The organism is Acinetobacter boissieri, assembly GCF_900096955.1.
GTDB classification, from domain to species: domain Bacteria; phylum Pseudomonadota; class Gammaproteobacteria; order Pseudomonadales; family Moraxellaceae; genus Acinetobacter; species Acinetobacter boissieri.
Window position 1 is genome coordinate 431,752 of record NZ_FMYL01000001.1, and the last position, 25,493, is coordinate 457,244.

Annotated in this window: 29 protein-coding genes; 13 read left to right on the forward strand and 16 right to left on the reverse strand. The window is 38.8% G+C overall.

The genetic code is table 11. The features are described 5' to 3' along the window. Positions 1-368 precede the first annotated feature (368 nt). Positions 369-1,109, forward strand: a complete 741-nt coding sequence (locus BLS38_RS01980; RefSeq protein WP_092746646.1) for a dienelactone hydrolase family protein — start codon at positions 369-371, stop codon at positions 1,107-1,109. Positions 1,110-1,181: 72 nt separating this feature from the next. Here BLS38_RS01980 and BLS38_RS01985 read toward each other — a convergent pair whose 3' ends face one another. Both BLS38_RS01985 and BLS38_RS01990 read right to left on the reverse strand, forming a co-directional pair. Then, on the reverse strand, positions 1,182-3,269 hold the full coding sequence (locus BLS38_RS01985; RefSeq protein ID WP_092746647.1) for a TonB-dependent receptor: 2,088 nt from the start codon (positions 3,267-3,269) through the stop codon (positions 1,182-1,184). A 132-nt stretch (positions 3,270-3,401) separates the two neighbouring features. Next, positions 3,402-3,896 carry an HPP family protein gene (locus tag BLS38_RS01990; RefSeq protein ID WP_092746648.1) on the reverse strand — a complete coding sequence of 165 codons (495 nt, stop codon included), beginning with the start codon at positions 3,894-3,896 and terminating at the stop codon, positions 3,402-3,404. Between the two features lie 94 nt (positions 3,897-3,990). Here BLS38_RS01990 and BLS38_RS01995 point away from each other — a divergent pair, with 94 nt between their 5' ends. Then, positions 3,991-4,530, forward strand: coding sequence for a TetR/AcrR family transcriptional regulator (locus BLS38_RS01995; RefSeq protein ID WP_092746649.1), 540 nt, complete (start codon positions 3,991-3,993; stop codon positions 4,528-4,530). A gap of 36 nt (positions 4,531-4,566) precedes the next feature. Here BLS38_RS01995 and BLS38_RS02000 read toward each other — a convergent pair whose 3' ends face one another. Both BLS38_RS02000 and BLS38_RS02005 read right to left on the reverse strand, forming a co-directional pair. After that, positions 4,567-5,460: a pirin family protein gene (locus BLS38_RS02000; RefSeq protein WP_092746650.1), complete on the reverse strand. Its 894-nt coding sequence runs from the start codon at positions 5,458-5,460 to the stop codon at positions 4,567-4,569. Positions 5,461-5,470: 10 nt separating this feature from the next. Then, positions 5,471-5,863, reverse strand: coding sequence for a DoxX family protein (locus tag BLS38_RS02005; protein ID WP_092746651.1), 393 nt, complete (start codon positions 5,861-5,863; stop codon positions 5,471-5,473). 164 nt (positions 5,864-6,027) lie between these two features. Between BLS38_RS02005 and BLS38_RS02010 the strand changes: the two genes are divergently transcribed. After that, complete coding sequence (locus BLS38_RS02010; RefSeq protein ID WP_092746652.1) at positions 6,028-6,444, forward strand: winged helix-turn-helix transcriptional regulator; 417 nt, start codon at positions 6,028-6,030, stop codon at positions 6,442-6,444. 152 nt (positions 6,445-6,596) lie between these two features. Here BLS38_RS02010 and BLS38_RS02015 read toward each other — a convergent pair whose 3' ends face one another. Beyond that, positions 6,597-7,631, reverse strand: a complete 1,035-nt coding sequence (locus BLS38_RS02015; RefSeq protein ID WP_092746653.1) for an alginate lyase family protein — start codon at positions 7,629-7,631, stop codon at positions 6,597-6,599. 181 nt (positions 7,632-7,812) lie between these two features. Here BLS38_RS02015 and BLS38_RS02020 point away from each other — a divergent pair, with 181 nt between their 5' ends. The 6 genes from BLS38_RS02020 to BLS38_RS02045 all read left to right on the forward strand — a co-directional run bounded on the left by BLS38_RS02020 (position 7,813) and on the right by BLS38_RS02045 (position 11,156). Next, positions 7,813-8,175: an RcnB family protein gene (locus tag BLS38_RS02020; protein ID WP_244518120.1), complete on the forward strand. Its 363-nt coding sequence runs from the start codon at positions 7,813-7,815 to the stop codon at positions 8,173-8,175. 67 nt (positions 8,176-8,242) lie between these two features. After that, positions 8,243-9,286 carry an A/G-specific adenine glycosylase gene (mutY, locus tag BLS38_RS02025; RefSeq protein ID WP_092746655.1) on the forward strand — a complete coding sequence of 348 codons (1,044 nt, stop codon included), beginning with the start codon at positions 8,243-8,245 and terminating at the stop codon, positions 9,284-9,286. A 32-nt stretch (positions 9,287-9,318) separates the two neighbouring features. After that, complete coding sequence (locus BLS38_RS02030; RefSeq protein WP_092746705.1) at positions 9,319-9,840, forward strand: M23 family metallopeptidase; 522 nt, start codon at positions 9,319-9,321, stop codon at positions 9,838-9,840. After that, a complete protein-coding gene (locus BLS38_RS02035; RefSeq protein ID WP_092746656.1) occupies positions 9,840-10,091 on the forward strand; it encodes a hypothetical protein in 252 nt (83 codons plus the stop codon). Before BLS38_RS02030 ends, BLS38_RS02035 begins: the two co-directional genes overlap by 1 nt. 3 nt (positions 10,092-10,094) lie before the next feature. Then, positions 10,095-10,655, forward strand: a complete 561-nt coding sequence (locus BLS38_RS02040) for a DNA-3-methyladenine glycosylase I (protein WP_092746657.1) — start codon at positions 10,095-10,097, stop codon at positions 10,653-10,655. 51 nt (positions 10,656-10,706) lie between these two features. Next, the gene (locus BLS38_RS02045; protein WP_092746658.1) at positions 10,707-11,156 is read left to right on the forward strand and encodes a GNAT family N-acetyltransferase; all 450 of its coding nucleotides are present in this window, start codon (positions 10,707-10,709) and stop codon (positions 11,154-11,156) included. A gap of 71 nt (positions 11,157-11,227) precedes the next feature. Here the strand turns inward: BLS38_RS02045 and BLS38_RS02050 are convergent, their stop codons facing one another. The 9 genes from BLS38_RS02050 to BLS38_RS02090 all read right to left on the reverse strand — a co-directional run bounded on the left by BLS38_RS02050 (position 11,228) and on the right by BLS38_RS02090 (position 17,319). Beyond that, complete coding sequence (locus tag BLS38_RS02050) at positions 11,228-11,926, reverse strand: acetolactate decarboxylase (protein WP_092746659.1); 699 nt, start codon at positions 11,924-11,926, stop codon at positions 11,228-11,230. Between the two features lie 13 nt (positions 11,927-11,939). Beyond that, the gene (locus BLS38_RS02055; RefSeq protein ID WP_092746660.1) at positions 11,940-12,236 is read right to left on the reverse strand and encodes a putative quinol monooxygenase; all 297 of its coding nucleotides are present in this window, start codon (positions 12,234-12,236) and stop codon (positions 11,940-11,942) included. A 24-nt stretch (positions 12,237-12,260) separates the two neighbouring features. Further along, positions 12,261-12,710, reverse strand: a complete 450-nt coding sequence (locus tag BLS38_RS02060) for a cupin domain-containing protein (protein WP_092746661.1) — start codon at positions 12,708-12,710, stop codon at positions 12,261-12,263. 119 nt (positions 12,711-12,829) lie between these two features. Then, the gene (locus tag BLS38_RS02065) at positions 12,830-13,648 is read right to left on the reverse strand and encodes a helix-turn-helix domain-containing protein (RefSeq protein WP_171258509.1); all 819 of its coding nucleotides are present in this window, start codon (positions 13,646-13,648) and stop codon (positions 12,830-12,832) included. Between the two features lie 22 nt (positions 13,649-13,670). Continuing rightward, positions 13,671-13,970: a DUF6506 family protein gene (locus BLS38_RS02070; protein WP_092746663.1), complete on the reverse strand. Its 300-nt coding sequence runs from the start codon at positions 13,968-13,970 to the stop codon at positions 13,671-13,673. Positions 13,971-14,110: 140 nt separating this feature from the next. Next, entirely contained in the window at positions 14,111-14,638 is a 528-nt protein-coding gene (locus tag BLS38_RS02075) for a GNAT family N-acetyltransferase (protein WP_092746664.1), read from the reverse strand. Between the two features lie 137 nt (positions 14,639-14,775). After that, positions 14,776-15,597: a 4-hydroxy-tetrahydrodipicolinate reductase gene (gene dapB / locus BLS38_RS02080; protein ID WP_092746665.1), complete on the reverse strand. Its 822-nt coding sequence runs from the start codon at positions 15,595-15,597 to the stop codon at positions 14,776-14,778. 118 nt (positions 15,598-15,715) lie between these two features. Next, complete coding sequence (dnaJ, locus tag BLS38_RS02085; protein ID WP_092746666.1) at positions 15,716-16,837, reverse strand: molecular chaperone DnaJ; 1,122 nt, start codon at positions 16,835-16,837, stop codon at positions 15,716-15,718. Positions 16,838-16,944: 107 nt separating this feature from the next. Beyond that, complete coding sequence (locus BLS38_RS02090; protein ID WP_092746667.1) at positions 16,945-17,319, reverse strand: hypothetical protein; 375 nt, start codon at positions 17,317-17,319, stop codon at positions 16,945-16,947. Positions 17,320-17,673: 354 nt separating this feature from the next. On the opposite strand from BLS38_RS02090, the gene ppc reads away from it, so the two are divergent. Beyond that, a complete protein-coding gene (gene ppc, locus BLS38_RS02095) occupies positions 17,674-20,358 on the forward strand; it encodes a phosphoenolpyruvate carboxylase (RefSeq protein WP_092746668.1) in 2,685 nt (894 codons plus the stop codon). Between the two features lie 41 nt (positions 20,359-20,399). Here ppc and BLS38_RS02100 read toward each other — a convergent pair whose 3' ends face one another. After that, on the reverse strand, positions 20,400-20,666 hold the full coding sequence (locus BLS38_RS02100; RefSeq protein ID WP_092746706.1) for a metal/formaldehyde-sensitive transcriptional repressor: 267 nt from the start codon (positions 20,664-20,666) through the stop codon (positions 20,400-20,402). Between the two features lie 65 nt (positions 20,667-20,731). Here BLS38_RS02100 and dmeF point away from each other — a divergent pair, with 65 nt between their 5' ends. The 3 genes from dmeF (at position 20,732) to BLS38_RS02115 (ending at position 24,152) form a co-directional block, all read left to right on the forward strand. After that, positions 20,732-21,712: a CDF family Co(II)/Ni(II) efflux transporter DmeF gene (dmeF, locus tag BLS38_RS02105; protein ID WP_092746669.1), complete on the forward strand. Its 981-nt coding sequence runs from the start codon at positions 20,732-20,734 to the stop codon at positions 21,710-21,712. Positions 21,713-22,074: 362 nt separating this feature from the next. Further along, positions 22,075-23,535, forward strand: coding sequence for a catalase (locus BLS38_RS02110; protein WP_244518132.1), 1,461 nt, complete (start codon positions 22,075-22,077; stop codon positions 23,533-23,535). Between the two features lie 77 nt (positions 23,536-23,612). Next, positions 23,613-24,152, forward strand: coding sequence for an ankyrin repeat domain-containing protein (locus BLS38_RS02115; RefSeq protein ID WP_092746671.1), 540 nt, complete (start codon positions 23,613-23,615; stop codon positions 24,150-24,152). A gap of 19 nt (positions 24,153-24,171) precedes the next feature. Here BLS38_RS02115 and BLS38_RS02120 read toward each other — a convergent pair whose 3' ends face one another. After that, positions 24,172-25,461, reverse strand: a complete 1,290-nt coding sequence (locus tag BLS38_RS02120; RefSeq protein WP_092746672.1) for a hypothetical protein — start codon at positions 25,459-25,461, stop codon at positions 24,172-24,174. Positions 25,462-25,493 lie beyond the last annotated feature (32 nt).

Below are 25,493 nucleotides of genomic sequence, written 5' to 3' on the forward strand. Positions count from 1 at the left end.
AAGAGATTTATTATTCAACAAAGATGGGATCAATATTTTTAGATATCAATTTATTTATACCAAATACATCACAAATTTTTCATGATATTTATTCAGCCCCAAAAGCATGCATCTAATGGGTATTTTGGTCAGAACTGAGAGCGCAAAACATACACAAAATAATATCAAAACAACATGTAGTTTTCATCATAAATTGATCATCTAAATCAGGTCTCAATTTAATCCTTACAATTTTTTACATCAAGAAAACATCACCTACAACGTACTTCATTTTTTTCAGTTATGATTTGATCAAAGCGAGTCTTTATATAGAGCACCTAACTCGATTATTTGAGCACATTATACTTCACATTATCATAGGCAAAAAAATGCAAAACATTATTACTCGAGAGATTCAATATACTGCACACGATGGTAAAACACTGATTGGTTTTTTTGCAGCACCAGAAATGACACAAGCACTGCCGGGCCTCATTCTTGGACCCGAATGGTGGGGACTTGATGACTATATGATCAATCGTGCAAAGCAATTTGCTGCACAAGGTTATGCCTGTTTAGCTATAGATATGTACGGTAACCAAGCATCGACTGAGTCAGCGACAGAAGCCAGTGCGTATATGAATGAAGTGTTTGAAAAACCCAATACTTTAATTGATCGTGCACAGGCTGCTTTAGCTACTCTTGCAGCCCAACCTGAAGTTGACCCTAAAAAACTTGCAGCGATTGGTTTTTGCTTTGGTGGAAAAGTTGCTTTAGAACTTGCTCGAATTGGTGCACCACTTGAAGTGATTGCCTCTTTTCACGGTACGCTTAAAACAGAAAATCCTGCTCAAGCTGGCTTGATTAAAGGAGATGTTTTAGTATGCCATGGTATAGATGATAGTATGATTCCTGCTGAAGATGTTGATACAATTGAGCAAGAGTTAAAAGGTGCTGACGTTGATTATCAAATTTTACGTTTAGAGGGTGCAAAACATGGTTTTACTAACCCTAAATCAGACGAGCGCCATGTCAAAACAGGCGTAGATCTAGCCTATAATGCAATAGCCGAACAACAAAGCCTTGATGTACTCATGCAACTGCTTAAAAAACGTTTTGACTCAGAATAAACCATATATTTATATAAATAAGAACAGGTTAAAATGATTTTAACCTGTTCTTTTACAGCTCAATCGCACGAATTAAAAACGGTAACGTAAGCTCAACTGTGCATTTACTGGGTTACCAATCAATGCACCTTGATCAGATAAACCATGTGCTGATGCAAAATAATGACGATCAAAAATATTATTAATATTTAAGCCAATATCATAATGCTCAGTGTTATAGCCAACAGAGGCATTCGCAACAGTATAACCCGGTAATTTTAACTTATTTGCAGAAGATGCATATTGACTCGTTTGCGCTCGACCACCAATTGCAGCATACCAATTATCATCGAACGTATATTTAACCCATATATTCGCTGCACTTGTTGGAGATAATGCTGCTGTATTACCAACAGGCACTGCTGATAATACAGACTTCGTAATTTTAGAATCAAGATATGCGTAACCCGCCAACACCGATAATTTATTGGTAATTTGCCCAACAGTTGATATCTCAAAACCTTTTGTACGTTGTTCACCTGCAACAACAGCGACTTGAGAGTTAGATGGGTCTGCTTGTAATATATTATTTTGTGTTGTATTAAATATAGACAATGACACATTATAATCTGGTGTGATGTCCCATTTTGCACCCACTTCATAACTCTTCGTTTGCGTAGGTTGTAAGCTAGATAAATTATTATATACAGCAAGTGCATCTGATAATGGTTGAAATGATTGATTATAAGAAGCATATAAAGATAAGTTATCAACTGGCTCATAAACAAGGCCAATACGTGGTGAAACTTTATAATCAGTACGATTATAAGGTGTCATTTTGTTTGTTTTCTGAACAAATGTCGAACGCTTCTGATCCAAAATATCATATCTTGCACCAACGAGCATTTTGAGTTGCTCACTCAAACTCATTAGATCTTGTACATAAAGTGCCTTATTGGTGCTATTGTTTTGGCTAATTGTTGATGGCGTGACCGTTGACACTGGCGTCCATACAGGTAAAACAATATTGTTGATATCTAGGTTAGATGAAACAGAGCTGGCAAAAACTTTATCATTTTTATTTTGATGACTGAGTTCTACACCGACCAAGACATTATGTTCAATGCTTGCCGTATTAAACTTTCCAGAAATCTCTTGTTGTGTAGCTACCCCTTTTTCATTACGAAAACGACGATTCTGGCTTATTGAGAGTGTATTCGTTTTATTATCATACTTTGAATCAGGCAATTGACGGTCTAAAGAGTATGTATATGCATGTACAACACCATGATACTTCCAAACATCATCAAATTGATGGTCTAAAGTAACAGTTGCACTTTTTACTTCTGTATCCGTATTGGCTGCTTCTTTTACATTTGCAGGTCCTAAATAAACTTTAGGGTTTAATGCTAGCGGTTGATTTGTACCAGGATTACGTGGAAAACCCTGATCAGCCAAACGATTATCATGTAAATAATCTGCTTGTACTAACAGTTTTGTTTTATCTGAAATATCCCACAATATAGAGGGTGCAACAGCTTGACGCTCTAAAAAGGCATGATCACGATAACCACCTGAATTCTCAACGGCGCCTGTCAGTCTTGCTTTAACTGTGTCGGTAATAGGTTGATTAATATCAATCTGTGCACGTCTTTGGCCAAGTGTATTTCCTATCAAAGCCACTTCACGTACAGTTTGTGCCGTTGGCTTTTTTGTTACACGGTTAATTAGACCACCTGCTGAACCACGGCCATATAACACCGATGCAGGGCCTTTTACTACTTCAATACGGTCTGTATTTGATAAATCACGATAGTACATTGCATCATCGCGGAATCCATCTACATAACTATCATACACAGAGTTAAAACCACGAATAGATACTTGATCACGCTGGCCATCACCAGTACTAAAGCCTACACCCGGTACATTTTGCAAAGCACCTTGCATAGATGTTACACCCTGCTCTTTTAAAACCTCTTGTGGAATCACATTGACTGTTTGAGGTACATCTTTAAGTGGCAATGTACCTTTAGTGGCGGTAGATGATTGTGTCATCTGTTGCTTTAACGTGAGCTTATCAGCCTTTGTTTGAATAGTCGGCAATGATTCAACTTGTGCCGCATACCCTGCCCCTGAAAGTGAAGATAGTATGGAAATAAATAAAATTGTCTTTTTCATAAAAAATAATGACTTACTGTCAAAGCTATAAAATTGATTACAAAATACACACAATACCTTAAATAAATCTTAACAATAATCATTATCAGTTAATGAGCTTATATTTTTATAAAATATCTCATTAAAGTTTTATCATTTTATATAGTATTTCACTTTATGTATTGCCATAGAAATAATGACCAATATCACACTGCCTGATAACACAGGAAAAATAAGAAACAACCAATCATAATGCGTTGTATGCGCAGTCAATAAAATTACTAATGGGTTTGCTCCTGCTGGTGGATGCACACATTTAAACAATTGCATGAAAGCAATGGCACACCCGACCGATATTGCAATACTCAACATTGAGATAGGTAAAAACTTTAAAAATAATAAGCCAATCAATGCAGAAATCAGATGACCCAATATAATATTTTTTGGCTGTGCAAGTGGGGATTTTGATGCAGCATATAAAAGTACGCAGGTCGCACCAAAGGGTGCCATAATATAAAGATGACCAACGGTCTTCGATAATAAAAGCAACGTAAAAATACTACACGTTCCACCAATGAGTCCCGTAAGCATGTCACCAATTTGAAGAGATGCCCTCATTTTTTCTTTTATACTGAGTATTGTATGCATTATTTTATCCTTTGACCTATTATTTTCAGCCTATAATACATACAAAGCTCAAATCAGTACAGATCTGTACTATTTATTTTAAGGAGTCATACGCTTGTCAAAATCCGCTTTAAAAATTTTAGATACAGCAGAAAGACTATTTAATAAAAATAATTTTGTCGGTGTTGGGGTTGATTGTATTCGTGATGAATCAGGTTGTTCAAAAACAACCATGTATACCTATTTCAAAAATAAGAATCAGTTAATCATATCTGTACTGCAAACACGAGATCAAAGATTCAAACACAGCTTATTTGAATACATCGGCATTGCAGAAGGGATTGATGCAATTGATAAAATTTTTGAATGGCATATCTCTTGGTTTCAAAAACAAGATTTCAAAGGCTGTTTATTTGTGAGAGCAGTTGCAGAATCAAGTAACGAGCAAGACATTCTTACAATTGCGATTGCGCATAAACAATGGATTAAACAACTCATTGAAAAACATTGCTTGATTGCAAAACAACCACATTTATATGAGCTCATCTATACGCTCATTGAAGGTCTGATTAGCCGTTTTTTGGTCGATGGTTTCGATTTAACACGTGCCAATGATATAAAGCAAACGATCAACATATTACTTTATAATCATTAGCACCACATATATCACAAAAAATGAGTCACTTATTGGTTAACGAAAAACAGGAATTATCCCCAAAGCAGTCTTCTTACGCTCTGCCTCACGTAAATTTTTACCCAGTTCCGAAATACGTTGCTCACCTGATTTTAGTGCTTGAGCAGATGTATGTACTGAATAATTACCCAAATGTAATGTATAAGGATGAGGGACAGCAGAGCCTAATACAAAAATGACCTTTTCATTTCCGGAAGTTTTCAGTGTAAGAGGTGTTTCTCCTTGTTCAAATATGACCATTTCACCAGCATTTACTAGAGAATCCTCACCTGTAGACAGTTGTCCTGTGGCAACAGCCAGCCACGCGACACTATGTCCTAAAGGTGGCTGATAGGTCCAAATCTCACCAGCAGATAATGTAACCAGTAAATAGTTCATACCTTTAGGCGCTGGAACTGGGCTTTGCACACCCTCATAACTCCCTAATATAATGAATGCTGGACCAGTTCTGTGCATATTCTTGGCTTCAATATAGTGACTTTCAGAAAGACCATTTTCGACTTCTCTTGGCAAAGCAATCCAAAGCTGAAAGCCTTGAATATACGGGACACCCGTATTTACCGACAACTCCTTACCATGCCACATGCCTCCACCAGCACATGACCACTCAACACCACCATATGTTAATGACCCAGAACCACTATGAGGGTCATCATAGTGTACTTTCCCCTCTGTAATCACAGTTATTGTTGCTATACCAGAATGAGGATGTAAGGGCATATTATCCAAAGGGTTTCCATCACGTAAATTTAGGGAAAAAATATCTAAAAATACAAAAGGTTTGACGATTTGACCCAAGTCAGAAGGACTCATTAGTCGAGTGATATAACCATGTGTAGAACCAAATGTACGTTGTATAATAGAACGCTGAGAAAAACGCTGATTAGACATTTTAGTGCTCCTAAATTAGTTTTTTAAAGCTATGTCGGTATAACCAAGATATTGAGATCGCAATCATAAGTAATATTACCGCTGGAGCAGGATTGCCTCCTATCAAAAACAAATGTGTGAAAACTGCACATATCATCGTTATCGCCAGCAATGTACTCGCAAAAGCAGTTGTCCTTTGTATGAAAAGGCCTATACCACATATAATTTCAATGGTACCTGTGAAAAAACGAAACCATTGACCTATTCCAATTTGATCAAAAACACTGATCATCATTGGCACACCAGCAAGCTTGGCACAGCCAGCCGATATGAAAGCAAGTGCCAGAAAAATTCGTAAAAACCAAGCAAAAATTTTAACCTTACCCTCAGGGACTAAATGTAGAGAAACCACGTCATGATTCATTGTATGAGTACTCCTAAATTCATTTTTAGTAAAATAATCAGTATGCGTAATACATCAAATAAAATTATATATTCACATATTAATAAGCTATCGTTTAGGTATAATAATGTGACTAGGTATATCAATTTAACTGCAAAACACATGACGTACAATAAGGCACATACATGAAACTAGAGATTAAAAATGTAGCGAATGGGTATGATCTACAGACAGCAGATTGCAAAAAAATAAGTCAGGTATTGGCTCGTGTTGGTGACAAGTGGAGTATTCTTATCATCATGTTTTTATCAGAGAAACCCCGACGTTTTTCTGAAATAAAACGTACAATTAATGGAATATCACAAAGAATGCTAACGCTTTGTTTAAGAGGACTTGAGCGTGATGGTCTAGTCAAAAGAACAGTAATTGCGGTAATGCCACCTCATGTAGAGTATGAGTTAACAACATTAGGGTATTCGCTTACCGAGTCAGTGACTGGCCTTGGTCGATGGGCCAATGAAAATATTCGTGCTATTGATGATGCTAGATCAGAATATGATCTAAATGAAGATAATACAAAAGTCGTTCCTTGGCAGCGTTAGTTTAAGCTGTCTTATTTCTGTTATTCGTAAAAATATACCTTCTCTGAAACTATGCATAAGTTAAAGCAGTATATCTAGTAGGTTTGATAAACCCTCAATAGCAAAGATAGATAACCGCTCTTAAGCTACAACATACACCATGGCAAATTGCTTTATGATCTGCCGTAGCAACCATAAACTAAATTAAACGGTGCATACACACTCAACTGCTGTGCCTGTGTCAATGCTTGTGGTTGGATTAAACTCAGTTGCCAATAATAATTGGTAGACTCTTTGGGGTTGTACATACCACTATAATTGGCTAGGCCATACGCTGCACGTTGTTGGTCAAATTTAACCTGTGTTTGAGCAAACTCTTGGTGGTGTATTTTCCCAGAAGTATACGGCTCTGCCCACTGTATAGCTTTTTTCAATGATGCACCATTTAGGGCTTGCCAGTCATACCAGTTTTGCCCATAACGCTGTGCAATATAGGCACTCACGAGTAGTGGCTGTAAATCATAAGTCACATAATGAATCGCATCTCTGTTTTTATAGTCAATGGTGATACCTTGAGCATCAATATTATGCTCAATCTGTTGTTGATAGTGGCTTTTTGCTTGCAGTATTAATTGTGGATCTTGCAATACAAAAGCAATCATGGTCACAAGCTCGACACGGTAACTGTTCCAATTGTTAATCCATGTGCCTTTTACAGATGATTTAGCCATACGCTCAATATAGCCTTGCGCCCAACGATTTAAATACTCATCTATATGCTGTTTCTCACTGACTGTAAATTGCTGACGCAACATGCCATAGCTATCGATAAGTAAAGCAAAACTACTTTCATCAATCGGGTTATAAGAGGGCTGATAAGTATCCACCCATGTCAAAATATAAGCTTTTGCCATGGCTAAGGTTGCTTTGGGTTGTATACCTAACGTCCACGCCAAAGCAGCATGATGCATAAGAGTCAGATCAAAGCGACTTTCGATATAGTCATGGTAATGTGGTGCATTGGGCAAAGTACCTTCGGTATGTAAATAAGACAATGCATGTGGCTGGCGCTGTGCATTATGACTCACGCTTGAAACAAGCGCACTATATTGAATATATGGCATGACTGCACAATCCATTGCCTGAGTCAGTGTCGGTAAACATAGCCCAAGTAACGTCAAAACAAAGCCTATCTTTTTTATCGTCATCTATAGATTCATCACAGCTTGATGGTCAGGTCTAATATATAAACCTCGCAATTTAAAATAAAATTAAACCAGTCTCGCTACAGATCAGCATCAAAACATAAATTAAGCCTTACACAGCATTCATGATTTTTATATGGCTATATCCTTTAATAGATCTATATTTTTTGAAGAGTGGCATAGTATGAAAAAAACTGCATTTATTAGTAGCATACTCATTTTAGCCAGTGTAAGTATTACCAGCCATGCCGAGCCATTTGGTGAGTACGATGGCCCACCAGAGCCACCACCTATGTACCAAGAAAGACCCATGCCTCCACATCAAATGCCATCTCAAGATTGGCAACGAGGTCAGCCCCTCCCACCACGTTTTCAGCACAATGATGACATGGTACAAGACTGGCACGAGCGAGGCTTACCGCCACCACCTAGAGGGCATCGCTGGCACTACATAGATGGTAATTATGTACTGACATCTGTCGCTACAGGTGTGATTACTTCTATATTAATGGGCGCACTGTATGCCCCACATGGTGGTCCTAGATAATCTACTGGTGATGTAACACAGTGGTAAATTGCTTTATAATCTGTATAGATTTTTAATGACAGCCACTATGCCATCATTCCAGTTTTCAGATGCACTTCTTACATGGTTTGACCAACATGGTCGCCACGATTTGCCGTGGCAAGTTGCAGATGACCCATACAAAGTATGGGTATCTGAAATCATGCTACAGCAGACCCAAGTCAAAACAGTACTCAAATATTTTGATCGTTTCATTACACGTTTTCCCAATGTAAACAGCCTTGGGCAAGCCAATTGGGACGATGTTGCTCCCTATTGGGCAGGGCTTGGTTACTACGCACGGGCAAGAAATTTACATAAAGCTGCCATTCAAATCGTTCAACACGGCGGAAATTTTCCACAAACACTAGAGGGTTGGATTGAACTGCCCGGCATTGGCCCTTCTACTGCAGGGGCACTCATGTCTTTGGGGTTGCGCAAATATGGCGTGATTTTAGATGGCAATGTGAAACGAGTACTTGCACGCTTCTTTGCAATTACTGATGATTTAACCAAATCTGTGCACGATAAAAACATGTGGCACATTGCAACTAAGTTATGCCCAACAGAGCGTAACCATGACTACACGCAAGCCATTATGGACTTAGGGGCAACCATTTGTACCCCAAAAAAACCACTGTGTTTATACTGCCCCATGCAACCCCATTGCCAAGCATATACGCAAGGCACTCAGGCTTATATTCCATTTAAAAAACCGAAAAAGGCAGTCCCAGAAAGAACAGGGTTTGTACTCTGTTTAAAACAAAATGACGATTGGTTCTGGCAACAACGTGACAATACAGGCCTTTGGGGTGGCTTATGGTGTTTACCTATTTTTGATACTGAAGATATCCTCACCGCTCAGTTAAATACCATGGGACTTACAGCGAATCTCAGCACACCATTGAAAATAAAACATCAGTTTACACATTTTACATGGCATCTACAGGCTTATATTGTTGATACTACACAAGCTCAAAACTTAAATACTTTACAAGGTGAATGGCTGTCGCAAGCAGAAGCCATCAGCAAAGGCATACCCACCGCCATGCAAAAACTGATCGATTGTTATCAGGAACAAAACTCATGCTAAATAAAAAGTTACTTTCAAACATTTTATTTAGCATGAGCTGTGTTTTTATCAGTTTTACATTGGCATCGTGTAGCACGCATCAGAAAATAACACCTTTACCAACACCTATCATTACTCAACTTAAAGCACAACCACTCGGCCCTATGCTTCCCATTCCAGTTCAGGGCATCAGTCAAAAACAATTGTCTGATACATGGGGCGTTGCTCGGAGTCATGGACGCAAACATGATGGTATTGATATTATTGCTCCACGTGGAACATCTGTCAGTAGTACCACCAACGGCGTTATTGCAAGTTTAAAACCAAATACACTGGGTGGTACTGTAGTTTGGATCATTGGTCCGGCAGGTTCATGGCATTACTATGCACACTTAGATACACTTGCACGTGGCCTCTATGTCGGGCAACAAATTAAAGTAGGTCAACGTATTGGTACTGTAGGCAATACGGGCAATGCAAAACATACTGTGAGTCACCTACACTACGGCATTTACCTCGATGGAAAAGGCCGTGGCGCTGTAAACCCTTACTTTTATTTATATGGTAGACGCTAATGTCAGATCAATTTTTACAACACCTGATTTCTTTTGCAGAAGCAGGAAACCAGCAAAAAATCCAACTTGAACATATGACCTATCAAGGTTGGGTTATGGAAGTATCAGAAGATGGTTTAGTGATTAGCACAGGCTATAATGACAAAGTGGGTAAAGACGTTTCTCTGTCTATCCCTGAACTCAAACAAGCGCAACTGTTTTTTTGGGATACCAAACATGATGCATGGCAACTCTTTGAACCATTGGCTTAAACAATGACAGATAAAACCCGCTGCGCATGGTGTACAGCAGACCCATTCTATATGCATTACCATGATGTTGAATGGGGAAAGCCGATACATGACGAACATGCCCTCTTTGAGCAATTATGCTTAGAAGGACAACAAGCGGGATTATCTTGGTTCACGGTATTAAAAAAACGCGCCTGCTATAGAGCACATTTTTTCCAGTATCCTATTGCTCATATCGCTACATTGAGCGACCAAGAAATTCTACAAAAATGTACTGACGTTGGGCTCATTCGTCACTTGGGGAAACTTAAAGCCATTCGAGACAATGCCATTGCATGGCAACAGCTCAAACGTACAGAAGCCAATGTTTCTGCATGGCTATGGTCTTTTGTTGATCATCAAACGCAATATATCAACCAGCCAATAAGTGTCTCTGAACACAGTCATAAAATGTCTAAAGCACTCAAAAAACAGGGCTTTAAATTTGTAGGACCAACCATTTGTTATGCATTTATGCAAGCCACTGGCATGGTCAGTAGTCATGATCAACATTGTTGGTTGGCACAACAATCTCTAGACAAATAAAATCTATCTTTGCTACATTCAATCAAACCACAGACTACAAATATAAATACTATGATTGAACTTGCAGATTTTAAAGACCACCAAGACATTTTAGCTGTGATTGAACAGAGTATTTTATCGTGTGTGGCAGACCATCAAAATGAGCCTAAAAAGATTGAAGCATGGCTCAGTAATAAAACCTCAGACCAACTTAAAATGTGGCTACAACAACATATTGGCTACAGCTATAAAATAGATAATCGCGTGCAAGGTTTTATTCTATTTTCAGCATCAGGCTACATTTTTTTAAATTACGTATCACCCAAGCATCAAGGACATGGCATTGGTTCAGCCTTACTTCATACAGCAACTACACATTTAAATACCTTACAGATTAATACATTACATGTTGAATCTACCCTAACAGCTGCCAATTTTTATAAAAATTCTGGTTTTGTCTGTACAGAAACCCTATACGAACATCAAAAACCATGTGCTTATGTCATGCAAAAAACGATCTAATCTATATTAAAAAAAGGCTTAGCACTTTTTAATATGCCTAAGCCTTTTTGAAAATAATTTACTCAAAACACTTACTTCTCAACCTGCTCAATCATCTGATCTAAAGACTTTAAGTCAATGTCTAAATGAGAAAACTCATGACTTTTTGGATGAGTAATCTCTATATTATATTTTTCTTCAAATTGCAAAGTCACAGATGATGTTTCATACGAAAGTACGTGCCCACTCATCGATTGATCATGACTTAAAAAGTGCAAATGGAAGCCAGGTACAGAAATTCTACCAAAGATTTCTGGTGTCCAAAATCCAATTAAACTGCCATTTAGATTGTGATATGTATCAACTTGCTGATTTTCTGAAACCTCTTGAATACTTCGCTGTGTTTCAGAAGCTTGTGGTCGTCTTAAAGTCACATTTTTAAATGTGCCTAAAATACGAATAGCAACAAAGTGATTATTCAGTACTATAAGGCTTTTAAGTGCTTGCTCTAATGTATCTTGAGTCACACTCAGTAATGCATGCTCTTTAAATTGAGTAAAATCTGTGACCTGATAAAATGGAGTATAAAAGGGCGATGCTTGCTGTGTAATCGGTTGCCCTGCTGTGGCAGTATATACAAGACCATCCAAAATAGTGACTTCAGCATTAAGTTGCTCTGAGCACCCTAAACCTATACTTGAGCAATTACAGACCGCATACACATCTTTATCTGGCTGAAAATAACCAGACATTAAAGCACCAATCGAAGAAAACTGATAAATTTTACTCATTGCTACACCTATATTATTCAGTATCTATACTATGAAGTTGTTGAATATCAACTGATTCGGCATGTGCTTTTAAATAATCTAAAAGTGATAAAAAATGTGCTGTTTTTTGATGTATTTCAAAGGCATGTTCACTTTCCCAAACTTCTTGAAAAACAAAACAATTTGGTTGTGTTTTGTATTCAAAAAGCACATATGAAATATTTCCAGCCTCATCTCTTGATGGCTGTAAAATATCTGTAAGCTTTTGCTTTGCTTGATCTTTTTTATGCTCAGGAAATTTAATTGTTGCTAATATATTGACTAAACTCATACAACTTCTCCTATTTTTATAACATTAAAACTCAGGTTTTTCGCCAGGTTCCGATATTGAAGGGGGTACATCCTTAACCCCTGAATACACCACAATTAATACTGCACCATCAGGCCCCGTAATACCTCGATGTACATGGTTTACCGACTCAGCAAACCCTTGACCTTGTTGGTATGTTTGGCTATGTCCTGACTTGTCTTGGATGGTGAGCGTGCCACTGAGCACATACCCTGCATTTGGGTACGGATGCTCGTGCCATGGAAGTACAGAGTTAGGCTTTAAATTAAATTTGAGTACTGATACTTCAGGCTGACCATGCGGGTATTCTTTATACGCTGAACCGTCCCAAGCATGCTGTGTTTTTATCAAAACATCTACTTTGGCAGATTCGGTATTTTCATGCGCGGACGCAATATGAGTCATACCCATCGCTATAAATAAGGTTAAACCTTTTGCAACAGAGCCTATTTTCATGGCATATCTCAGAGTGAATTATAAGATGAAAATATAGTAGATCTAATAAAGACGTGTATTGTAAAAATACGAACTCACTTATTAATCGCTATAAAATGTGTCTAGCTCATAAATCGGTCTTATTTTTCGTGGTTTAAAGCCATTTTTTTATAAAACATCGCACTGTCTTGATGGTCTGCCAGAAAGCTTTTTGGAGACATCCCTGTAAAACCATTAAAGTCTTTAATAAAGTGCGATTGATCATAGTAATCATCTAGATATGTCTTACTTGTATCACACATGCCTCCAAAAAATAATTTCTTAACTGCATGCTCAAATCGGATCAGTTTTTTGGCTTGTATTAATGTTAGACCTGTAACAAGCTTGACCGTTTTTTGTAAATGTCTATCACTATAGCCACTATGATGTACGATATCTGACAATGATAAATGATTAGGGTTATAGTACATTTCATCTAAAAAAAACTTTGCTAAATCAACCTTAGCGGTAAAAAAAGATGTCATCGCATGTCGTAAAAAATCTTCAATCATTCTTGTTTTTTCAGACATTATATTTGTATTTAATATACTTTCACGCAACCGATAAAAAGATTGACCCCAAAGATCATAGGGGCTCATTAATGTTTGATAGTCACTTTCTAAATAATGCGTAAAATAATTAATACTGCCTAAACGAAAACGGATGGAAATGAAGCTAATCGGCTCATCACATACAAATCGAATAGGTGCATGCCTTGGTCTGACCAAGACACTATCGACATATTCAGCTTTATATGGCTCTGACTCATCAAAAACCATTACTTTTTTGCTAAACATAAATAATTCACAACCTGAACCTGGTGGGAGTACAGGCATAAAGTAAATATGCTGGCAATACCAATACCGACTAATATATTTAGCAAACTCAGTAGACGGGTAAAAGAAATAAGGTCTGTTCAAAAAATTACCCATCACGTGACATTTAGAAAAATGCATCTCCACTTTGCATGTGCAGTTGCGGATGTATATCAAACCGAACTACGCCTAAATATACACCCTTTGGAATAATATTTTGAATCATTGCAACACCTTTAGTACCAAAACCAGCACATAACTCAATGGTGGTATAACCTTGTGCAATCAGTTTTTCTATTTGCTTCACTGCATCTTCATATGTGGTTACACCTACTGTCGTCAGGGTCATAGACTGCGTGGTAATACTTTTAAAGTTATCTACATCTTCAATATGATCTACTGTTAAAAATACAAAAACAGCTTTCATGTTCACGTCCAATACGAATAAAAAAACTTATCGTAAAGTGCACCTGTTTTTTAATATTGTAAAAAAACGAACCTATTGCAATAAAATTGCCGATCTCAAATCTCATATTCTATTTTAAGCTTAGTATTTACATCACGTCACTAAGCGCAGACACGGGTTGCCGGGTAAATAATTTTATAAATTTGTGCATTATATTTTGAACATAAGGTGTAGCCATTTTTAATACCACCAAGAGCAATCACAATTTTTTGACTGGCAATGTTTTCATCTGCCACAAGGTAGGTAAACTGATCTATTTCTAACTCTAAAGATGCCCACTCCATTAAAGCTTGTACAGCTGCAGTCCCGTAACCTTGGCTATGGCGTTTTTCTTTAATCCACACGCCTATACGTGGGTCGATTAAAATACGGTGTAGTCCAACTAAACCTAAAAACTCATTATTTTTACGGTCACGCACAGCAAATACAATTTCTGAACCCTTTTTTAAATGATCAGCCCATGCACGCCATACTTTTTCAAAATCATAGAGGTCTTTAGGTGGCTCCCAACTCATAAACTTAGCCAAGTTAGGGGTAATTGCTTCGAATGCTTCTTCTGCATCATATTCAGTGAACACACGCAGTATCACTTGCTCAGAGATAATCTCTACATTGTTTCTTAAGATCATGATTGTTGTTCAAGCTGGTTTTATATTAGGCGTTAGCTTAACCACCAACTGTGACAACGAATTGACGAGTACATTTATAAATAAAAATTGTATAAAAAATAACATACCTTGCACTCTAAAGTACAAGGCAAAAACCATTAAAGCAGCGGCTTATTTAAATCAAGTACATCTTTCATATCATATTGCTTGGCATCACGGCCAACTACCCATGCTGCTGCACGCACAGCACCAGATGCAAAATTCATACGGTTCGTCGCTTTGTGGGTTACTTCTACCCGCTCACCTTCACCAATAAACATCACTGTATGCTCACCAACAATATCACCACCACGAATGGTTTCAAAGCCAATGGTCTGGCGGTCACGTGGCCCTGTATAACCCTCTCGGCCATATACAGCCACTTTTTTCAAATCACGCCCTAAAGTGTCTGCAATGGCTTCACCCATCATCAGTGCTGTACCTGACGGCGCATCTACTTTATGGCGGTGATGTGCTTCAATCACTTCAATATCCACAGTGTCAGCAAACACTTTTGCTGCAAGCTCTAATAATTTAATTGATACATTTACACCCACAGAGTAATTCGCTGCATAAACGACAGGAATATACTGTGCAGTCTCACTCAATAACTGCTTTTGCTGATCTGAAAAACCCGTTGTACCAATCACCATTGCTACACCTGCTTCACGGCAGAGTTTTAAATGCTGTTCGGTGGCTGCTGGTGCTGTAAAATCAATCACCACATCGAGTTGTGGTAAAACATCTACCAGTTGACCCACAACGTTTACACCAAGTGAACCAACACCTGCTAACTCGCCTGCATCTGTACCAATTAATGAGCTTTCAGGACGTTCAACTGCAGCAGCTAACACATAGCCTGCCTGTTGTACTGCTTGAATTAAAATACGGCCCATGCGACCGCCTGCACCTAAAACACCAATACGGGGTAAATCAGACATCATCTTTTCCTAAATGATCTATTTTTAATGCGCTTTACTATAACAAAACTCATGCCTTGTATGTTCTGATCACAAAAAAAACCTGCCATTTTAGACAGGTTTTTTTTATTCAATCATTTTAGTCAAATAAACGATCAATAAATGATTTTTTCTTTTCGCCTTCGTGTTTATCTGAACTACTACTTTCCATTGTCGCTTGTAGCTCTTTAAATAGCTCACGCTGACGGCTTGTGAGATTCACTGGGGTTTCAACCACAATACGGCAAAGTAAGTCACCGACCATACTTGCACGGACAGGTCGAACACCTTTTCCACGTAAACGGAACACTTTACCACTTTGCGTACCTTCTGGAATTTTAAGACTCAAACGACCGTCAAGTGTCGGTATTTCAATCTCTTTACCCAGTGCTGCATCCACAACATTCACAGGTACATCCATGTATAAGTCAGCGCCATCACGTTGAAATACATTGTGCTCACGCACAGCCACTTCAACGTACAAATCACCTGCTTGACCGTCACGAATCGCTTCGCCTTTACCTGTTAAACGTACACGGTCACCATTGTCTACGCCTGCAGGAATCGTCACTTCAAGCGTTTGTTGGCGGTCTTTCACACCAGCACCATGACAGGTTTTACATGGATTTTTAATGATTTTACCCAAACCATGACAGGTACTACACGTTTGCTGTACTGCAAAAAATCCTTGCTGTATACGTACTTGACCCGCACCATGGCAAGTCGGACAGGTTTGAACGTCATTTGGATTTTCAGACCCTTTACCATCACACGCACCGCATGGTGCAGGCGCAGTGAACGTAATCGTCTTTTTAATGCCTTTCACTGCTTCTTCTAAAGACAGTTCGAGTACATAACGCAAATCTGATCCTGTACGTTGACGCTGTTGTTGACGGCGTCCGCCGCCAAAGATATCGCCAAATTGGCTAAAAATATCCTCTGCGCTAAAACCACCACCGCCGAAGCCACCAAAACCGCCGCCACCTGCGCCACCACCTTCAAACGCATTGTGTCCCATACGGTCATACATGCTACGCTTTTCAGTATTAGACAGCACTTCGTATGCTTCAGTCGCTTCTTTAAATTTATCTTCAGCTTCTGGGTTGTCTGGGTTACGGTCTGGATGATACTTCATCGCCAACTTGCGGTAGGCTTTTTTAATTTCATCATCACTTGCAGTTTTAGCCACAGCTAAAACTTCATAATAATCACGCTTAGCCATAATCGGCGACGCTCCTTACGGAATTCAAAATAAATACAAAAGTTGCTTTGTATGTTTGGGGCATCTTGATATTTTTAAAGGGCAAAATGAGATAAAAAAATAAATTTCTAAAAAACAGCTTTATGTTTTAAGTATTTAAAAAAACCTTTACAAAAGGCATTGAGTAGCAACATCCACGCAATAAAACAAAAAATAACACCGACAATGCTTACACCAGTCACCCATTGATATGCATCCCATGTATAAAAATACAATGGGCTAAACCACAGTGCCCCAAAGATTGCGACCACAATAAATAAAGTAATACTACGCATTACCCACAGTGCTTGCGTTTGGATCCACACTTCTGCGCTGTTGTCTGCAACTTTAGATGCGAAAATATATGCCAATACTGCTGTAATTACAGTAAATAAAGCAAGAAACATACATGCATACGCCAAAGTCATTAAACGGCGTTGTTGTTGAATCGTTTTTTGCCCCATGTCTTTTAAACCTTATTTTTCACGCTTGATTTTTGTTTAGCCGATTCGCGAGCTTCTTTCTTTTTAAACACAATCGATTACCGTTTACTATAGGACAGTTTTATTAATTTATCATCTAAAAATCACAAAAAATGTCATAAAAATTCATATGTAGACCTACAAAATGTAAATAATTATATCGCCTATTCAAGAGGATTTAAGCTATGCTAAATTGAAAGGGGAAAAGCCCCTATCGATCGTCTATGCTAGACCAATAGCTAAAGGTTTTTATCACCAAATTTGCTATGGTAAATTCAAGGATTGAAGCAGACGTTCTAGTCAATAAAAAATCAAACTCCAATAAAGGAATGTGTTATGGCACAAAATGTTGATACTCCACTTCGTGAAGATGTACGCCTTCTGGGTAACTTACTTGGGGAAACCATCAAAAAACATGTCGGAGAAGATTTATTTAATCAAGTTGAACAAATTCGAGCCCTTGCCAAGGATGCAAGCGATGGGCAAGTCGAAGCTGAAAAACAACTTGAAGCCCTGTTTTTAAATCTAGATGACGATGCATTTCTGCCTATTACGCGTGCATTTACGCACTTTTTAAATTTTGCCAATATTGCTGAACAGTATCATGTGGTTCGCAGTCGTCGTGAAGCAGAAATTGAAACCAATCATGCCAACCCGCTACAGCCTTTGTTTGATAAGTTGAAACAGCATGACATTAGCCAAGAACAACTGTTTCAACAAGTATGTGATCTAAATATAGAGCTGGTACTCACCGCTCACCCGACTGAAGTCAGCCGCCGTACGCTTATTCAAAAATATGACAATATTAACCGTTGTTTAGAAACACTTGACCAAAAAAAATTAACACCTAGCCAGCGTACTAAAACCATTGAAAACTTGAAGCATCTAATTTGTTCAGCATGGCATACCGATGAAATTCGCCAACAAAAACCAACGCCTTTAGATGAGGCAAAATGGGGTTTTGCAGTCATTGAGCAAACGCTATGGAAAGCAGTACCTCGCTTCATTCGTGAACTCGGTGATCTTGTTGAAGAAAAATGTGGCCAACGCTTACCCATGGATGCAACGCCTATTCGATTTGCATCTTGGATGGGCGGTGACCGCGATGGCAATCCAAATGTAACCCATAAAGTGACCCAACAAGTCCTCTGGTTTTCACGTTGGCAAGCCACAGACCTGTATTTACGTGATTTAGAAAGCTTACGTTGGGAACTCTCTATTCAAGAATGTACGCCTGAATTACGCAGTGCTTTAGGCAATGAACATGCAGAACCTTACCGTGAATATTTACGTGCGACACGTGAACGTCTATTGGTCACAAGACAATGGCTTGCAGATAAAATGCAAGGCAAAAAAACAGCCGATGACGATGCCCGTTTAATTCATCATAAAAGTGCATTACTTGACCCACTCATGCTCTGCTATCGCTCACTTCATGAGTGCAACTTGGCTGAAATTGCCAATGGCAATTTGCTCGACTTTATTCATCGAGTGCATTGCTTCGGTATTGAACTGCTCAGACTTGATATTCGCCAAGAGTCAGGACGCCACCGTCAAGCCATTTCAGCCATTACCGAATATTTAGGTCTTGGTCATTTTGATACATGGTCAGAGCAGGCTCGACAAAACTTTTTACTCAATGAACTACAAAGTAAACGTCCATTATTACCAAAAATCATTCAAGCTTCTGAAAATGATTTAATTAATCACCCAGATGTCAAAGAAGTATTTGCCACCATGCGTACTTTGGCAGAACAGCCAAAAGATTCCTTGGGTGCCTATATTATTTCAATGGCTGAATACCCAAGTGATGTACTGGCTGTACTACTTTTACAAAAAGAATCAGGCATTGAAGATCCTTTACGTGTTGTACCGTTATTTGAAACACTCAAAGATTTAGACGGTGCTGCCGAAACCATGGATGCCCTCTTTAATATGCAGTGGTATAAACAGCATATTCACGGTAAACATGAAGTCATGATTGGCTATTCTGACTCGGCTAAAGATGCAGGGTTTATGTCTGCAAACTGGGCACAATACCGCGCACAAGAAGAGCTGACCGATGTGGCTAAAGCACACGATGTTCGCTTAACACTATTTCATGGTCGTGGTGGTTCAATCAGTCGTGGCGGTGCGCCAACACAGCAAGCATTGTACTCACAACCACCAGGGTCTATTTCTGGTGCAATCCGAGTCACTGAACAAGGAGAAATGATTCGCTTTAAGTTTGGTGTAGAAGATATTGCTTTGCAAAATTTAGAAATTTACACGGCAGCAACACTTGAAGCGACGCTACTTCCACCACCTGTGCCCAAACAAGAATGGCGTGATTTAATGGATCAAATGACTGAAACATCAGTCAAGCTATACCGCCAAACAGTCCGAGAAAATCCATACTTTGTAGAGTATTTACGCACAGTCACACCAGAGCTTGAACTGCAAATGCTCCCGCTGGGTTCACGCCCTGCAAAACGTAAAGTGAGCGGTGGTATTGAATCACTCCGTGCGATTCCTTGGGTGTTTGCATGGACACAAATTCGTTTAATGCTTCCTGCATGGTTAGGTACAGGTGCTGCATTAGATGAAGTGCTTGATGAAAACAAAAAAGCACAGCTTGATGAAATGTTACAACAATGGCCGTACTTTAAAACGCTCATTGATATGCTCGAAATGGTGTTGTCTAAATCAGATGCAGAAGTGGCACAGTACTACGAAATGCGTTTAACAGATAACCCAAATCTACATACGCTCGGGCAAGAACTTCGCCAACGCTTGCAAGATGCAATTGACACGTTATTACGTTTAATTGGTGAGTCTGAATTACTCAGCCAAAATGAAGTATTAGATCAGGCCATGCGTGTGCGTAAAACCTACCTCATGCCACTGCACTTGTTACAAGCTGAGCTTATGCGTCGCCGTAGAGACTACTTAAACCATCACCAAGCAGAACATAGCCCTGTAGACCATGCACTCATGGTAAGCATTACAGGTATTGCAGCAGGCTTACGCAATACGGGTTAATGTGTGTTTAGGTCGTATATGTAAAAATATCGGGAATCTTGTTATTCCCGATATTTTTTTAGCAGTTTAAAAAATTCTTCCACTTCATTTGCATCATAGGTGTCGGGCTGAAGCACATGATTACGTAAGTGGGCTTCTATAAGCTCATTCATTAAACCATTCACCGCACCTTTCACTGCAGCAACTTGCTGTATTACATCAAGACACACTTTATCCTGATCAAGTACCGTTTTATGCACTGCACTGACTTGACCTTGCAAGCGATTAATACGGTTAATAATTTTTCGGTCATTATGTAAATGGCTCATACAGTAGACACCTTTTAAAAAAATATATACCATAGGGGGTATAATATATTGGTATAGTTTAAACAATGAAAAAACCTTCATCAACCACATTGTGGTTATCTCAGCATGAGCATGTATTTGATCACGGTAACCCACTTGCTCAGAAAAAAATATTAATTGCTACAGTCTTTACAGCAATCATGATGGTCATTGAAATTATGACGGGTATTTTATTTAATTCAATGGCTCTATTGGCAGATGGCTGGCATATGAGTTCTCATATGGTTGCGCTTGGATTGGCTTATTTTGCTTACCGTGCCGCAAAACATTACGCCAAAGACCCACGATTCTGTTTTGGCTCTTGGAAAATTGAAATTTTAGCAGCGTATAGTAGTGCAATTATTTTAATGATTGTTGCCGTCATTATGGCATTTAGTTCTATAGAACGTTTATTTAACCCTGTTGCTATTGAATATAATGATGCAATCATGGTGGCTGTTATTGGTTTAATTGTTAACCTCATTTGTGCTTGGTTGTTGAAAGAACAACACCACGACGGTCACGGTCACGGTCACGGTCACGGTCACGGTCACGGTCACGGTCACGGTCACGGTCACGGTCACGGTCACGGTCACGGTCACGGTCACGAAGATTTAAACCAAAAAGCAGCCTTTTTGCACGTCATTGCTGATGCTGCGACCTCTGTTTTTGCAATTATTGCGCTTTTTTCTGGTAAATATTTAGGATGGGATTTTCTAGATGCAATACTTGGAATTGTTGGTGCAGTTGTTGTCGCAAAATGGGCATGGGGGCTATTAAAACAAACCTCAAAAACACTGCTAGACGCAGAAATGGATTCTCCTTTAACCACTCAAGTGATTGAAGAATTACAAAAACACAATTTTAATATGAGTGATTTACACATCTGGCAAGTAGGTGCACAAAAATATGCCTGTATTATCTCCTTAGAGACAAAAAACCATGCTATTACACCAAAAGATGTGAAGTCATTGATTTCAAAATATCATGCGATTGTTCATAGTAGTATTGAAATTAATTACCACTAAAAAGTGCCACAATCATGGTATAAACACTCACTATATTTGTGTATATGATGAAATACGAGACCGAGATCAATCGGTCTTTAGGCATATTTACTGTATAAATAATTAAGTCATTTCACCATAAAACTCGCCCCTGTATTATAAAATTACATGCAATCATGCAACACTTATAGTTCAACAATATAGCATTATTTCAACGATCGTTTAAGTCAATTACAAGTATCGAATTAATCTAGTTTAAAGATTGTTAAAAATCTCTTAGAATCATGAGCTTACCCAGCAGATATGTCAGGAAAAACATGTATTTGAAGAATGCCATTGCCGCCGCAATAATCATTACGCCAAGCTTATTTTCATCACAGCTTATGGCTGCTGAAGTACTTACCCGTGATAGTGGTGCACCCGTAGGTGACAATCAAAACTCGCAAACTGCGGGGCCAAACGGGCCAACATTACTACAAGATGTGCAGCTCATTCAAAAGTTACAACGTTTTGATCGTGAGCGTATTCCTGAACGTGTTGTGCACGCACGTGGTACAGGTGCACATGGTGTATTTACACCATCAGTCGATATTTCCAACTTAACCATTGCAGAACTCTTTAAACCAGGAACTCAAACACCTGTATTTGTTAGATTTTCTTCTGTAGTACATGGTAATCACTCTCCAGAAACGTTACGTGATCCACGTGGTTTTGCAACCAAGTTTTATACACAAGAAGGCAACTGGGACTTAGTTGGTAATAACTTCCCAACATTCTTCATTCGTGATGCGATTAAATTCCCAGACATGGTACATGCATTCAAACCAAGTCCAAAAACCAACCTTGGTGACATGTCACGTACATTTGACTTTTTCCAACACATTCCTGAAGCAACACGTACACTTACTGAATTATTATCAAATAACGGTACACCTGTAAGCTACCGTTTTATGGATGGTAACGGCGTACACGCTTACAAATTTGTGAATGCACAAGGTCAAGTCCACTATGTGAAATTCCACTGGAAGAGCCTACAAGGGATTAAAAACCTCACACCAAAAGAAGTGCCTGTGGTGCAAGGACAAGACTTTAGCCACATGACCACCGACTTGGTGAACAGCATTAACCGTGGTGAATTTCCAAAGTGGGATTTATACATTCAAGTGATTACACCTGAAGATCTCAACAAATTTGACTTTAACCCACTAGATGCTACTAAAATTTGGCCAAATGTTCCCGAGCAAAAAATTGGTCAAATGGTGCTGAATAAAAATGTAGATAACTTCTTCCAAGAAACTGAACAAGTTGCTATGGCACCTTCAAATATCGTACCAGGTATTGAGCCATCTGAAGACCGTTTGCTCCAAGGGCGTTTATTCTCATATGCAGATACACAAATGTATCGCATTGGCACCAATGGTTTGAGCCTACCAATCAACCGACCTGTCGTTAAAGTGAATAATGGCAACCAAGATGGTTCAATGAATATTAACCATACGACATCAGATGTAAACTATGAACCAAGTGCACGTGAGCCTCGCCCACAAGCACAACATGCGCGTTACAGTATCACGCCACTTTCAGGCACAACGCAGCAAGTTAAAATTCAAAAAGAGCAAAACTTCAAACAAGCGGGCGAATTATACCGCTCATTCTCTACAGCAGACCGTAAAGACCTGATCCAAAACTTTGGTGGTGCTTTAGCAGGTGCAGATGAACAAGCGAAATATAAGATTGCTTCATTCTTATATAAAGCAGACCCTGAATACGGTACAGGCGTAGCAAAAGTTGCCAAAGCAGATGTGAATCGTGTGAAAACAATGGCTGCACAGTTAGAAGATTAATTTTTCTATCAGTCGCCAATTCAGTGATATGCCCTTTGTTGGGCATATCATTTTTTTCTAAGACCAGTAGGTGATGTATGAAATATTTTTATGGATTATTACTGAGTATTGCCATGGCTGTGCCGCAATATGCTATAGCATCTACGCAAGAAGCAGTCCCTATGAGCACTCAAGAAACATTACGACAGTACTATTTCGATGCAGCTCGTACTGGTAATATACCCATGCTAAACGAGTTCATTCAAGCAGGTTTTGACTTAAATACTCAAGACAGTAAAGGCTATACTGCACTGACCTTAGCAGCATATCATGGGCACAAAGCCATGGTAGAACGACTCATTGGCGCAGGTGCAGATCCTTGTAGTCAAGATCACTCTGGCAATACCGCCCTCATGGGTGCAATTTTTAAGGGTGAATTAAAAATTGCTAGAATACTTATGAAAACGGCATGCTCTCCAAACCAACAAAATCTGTCTGGACAAACTGCGAGCATGTATGCAGCACTTTTTCAAAGAAAAGAAATCTTAGATGATTTAATTAAAAATGGCGCCAATACCCAAATGAAAGATGCTCGTGGTAACAGTGTAGATAATTTAAGCCATGGCGAATTTAAATAAGGTTTGCACCCTAAAGTCCTTAGTACTTCAGGGGTGTGGCTCTATACTTTTGCTCTAGAATATTATTAAAAATGCTTTCAATCATCCACACCCGATACAAACTATTGAACGTATAGGTTCGACCATCTACAGCAAGTACCAATACAGGAAATTCTGGCTGATCTTTTGATGCACATACAGTATCGTTGTCTTTTAATTGTTGTGTAATGTCTAAGTCAGTAAGGTGTTTAATCGCCAGCTTTTTCTTCATGCGCTGAAAATGTGGCGTATAAGATAAGTCTTTTCCTCTGGCCCATACCGATTTCAATATACGATACATAGCGTCTACACGGTCTTCTTCAGCAACACTATAGTAAAGCTTTGCCATATTCATGACAGATTTTTCTGTAGGACGACAAAAAGGAGTAAATGCAACTTCAGCACGCTTAGATAACCGTGTTGCCAAAGCCCAATCAAACTGGTCACGGCCATGATAAGTTAAAGGGTGTATCTTTAATTGAATATTATAATAGTCTGCCAAATCTTCTTTAATATAGGCCAGTAAGAGCCAACTAATCGGGTCTTCTAATGCTAAATATAAATCGAGTGTAGGATGCATGGCTTGTATATTGGCCAAATCTTCCGCATCACCCATTAAATGCTCTCGCCACTCAATATGGTTAATCAGAAAAATAGGATTATCTGTCAGCAGTTTTTGTTGTTTTAAACGGCGCGTCAAGCGTAATAAATTGTCTACCGCATTGTATTGGCGACCACCAAATTCAAAATAGCTGACTAAAAGTGGTTCATCATTAAAAATACGTTCTGGAAATTGCTGTGCTTGGTGCTGTCTACTTGCCATGGCATACAGTGTCCGTAACTTACCAGACTGCTGTTGCCATAACATATGAAATACATCTTCAAGCAAATATAAAAAATGATCATCACGTAAAGGTGTATTTTCTAAGATGGTCTTTGCTTGCTGTAATGCAGTTATATTTGGTAGTTCAGGCTGATCATCATAACCAAAGCCATGTTGCTTGGCTAAAATCTTCGCATCATTTAATGCATATTTCTGCCATTTTTCTTGGCTCATGCCATTGGGTGGTTCACCCACCTGACTCGAAATAATAATTTTTAATGGCTTAATACGGTCACTTAAAATTTCATTGAGCTGTGTCAGTTGCTGTACAATTAAGTAACTATAAACGTCGTCTAGGCGTAAGTGTATGCTTAATCCTTGTTCTATCGGTAGCACATCTTGGCGTTTGGGCTGTTGATAAAATAGCCTTGATCTAACGGGGTCAAACCATCGGCGGAAAAAAGACATTACTTAAGCCTCTATTGAGAAAACGGTATTGT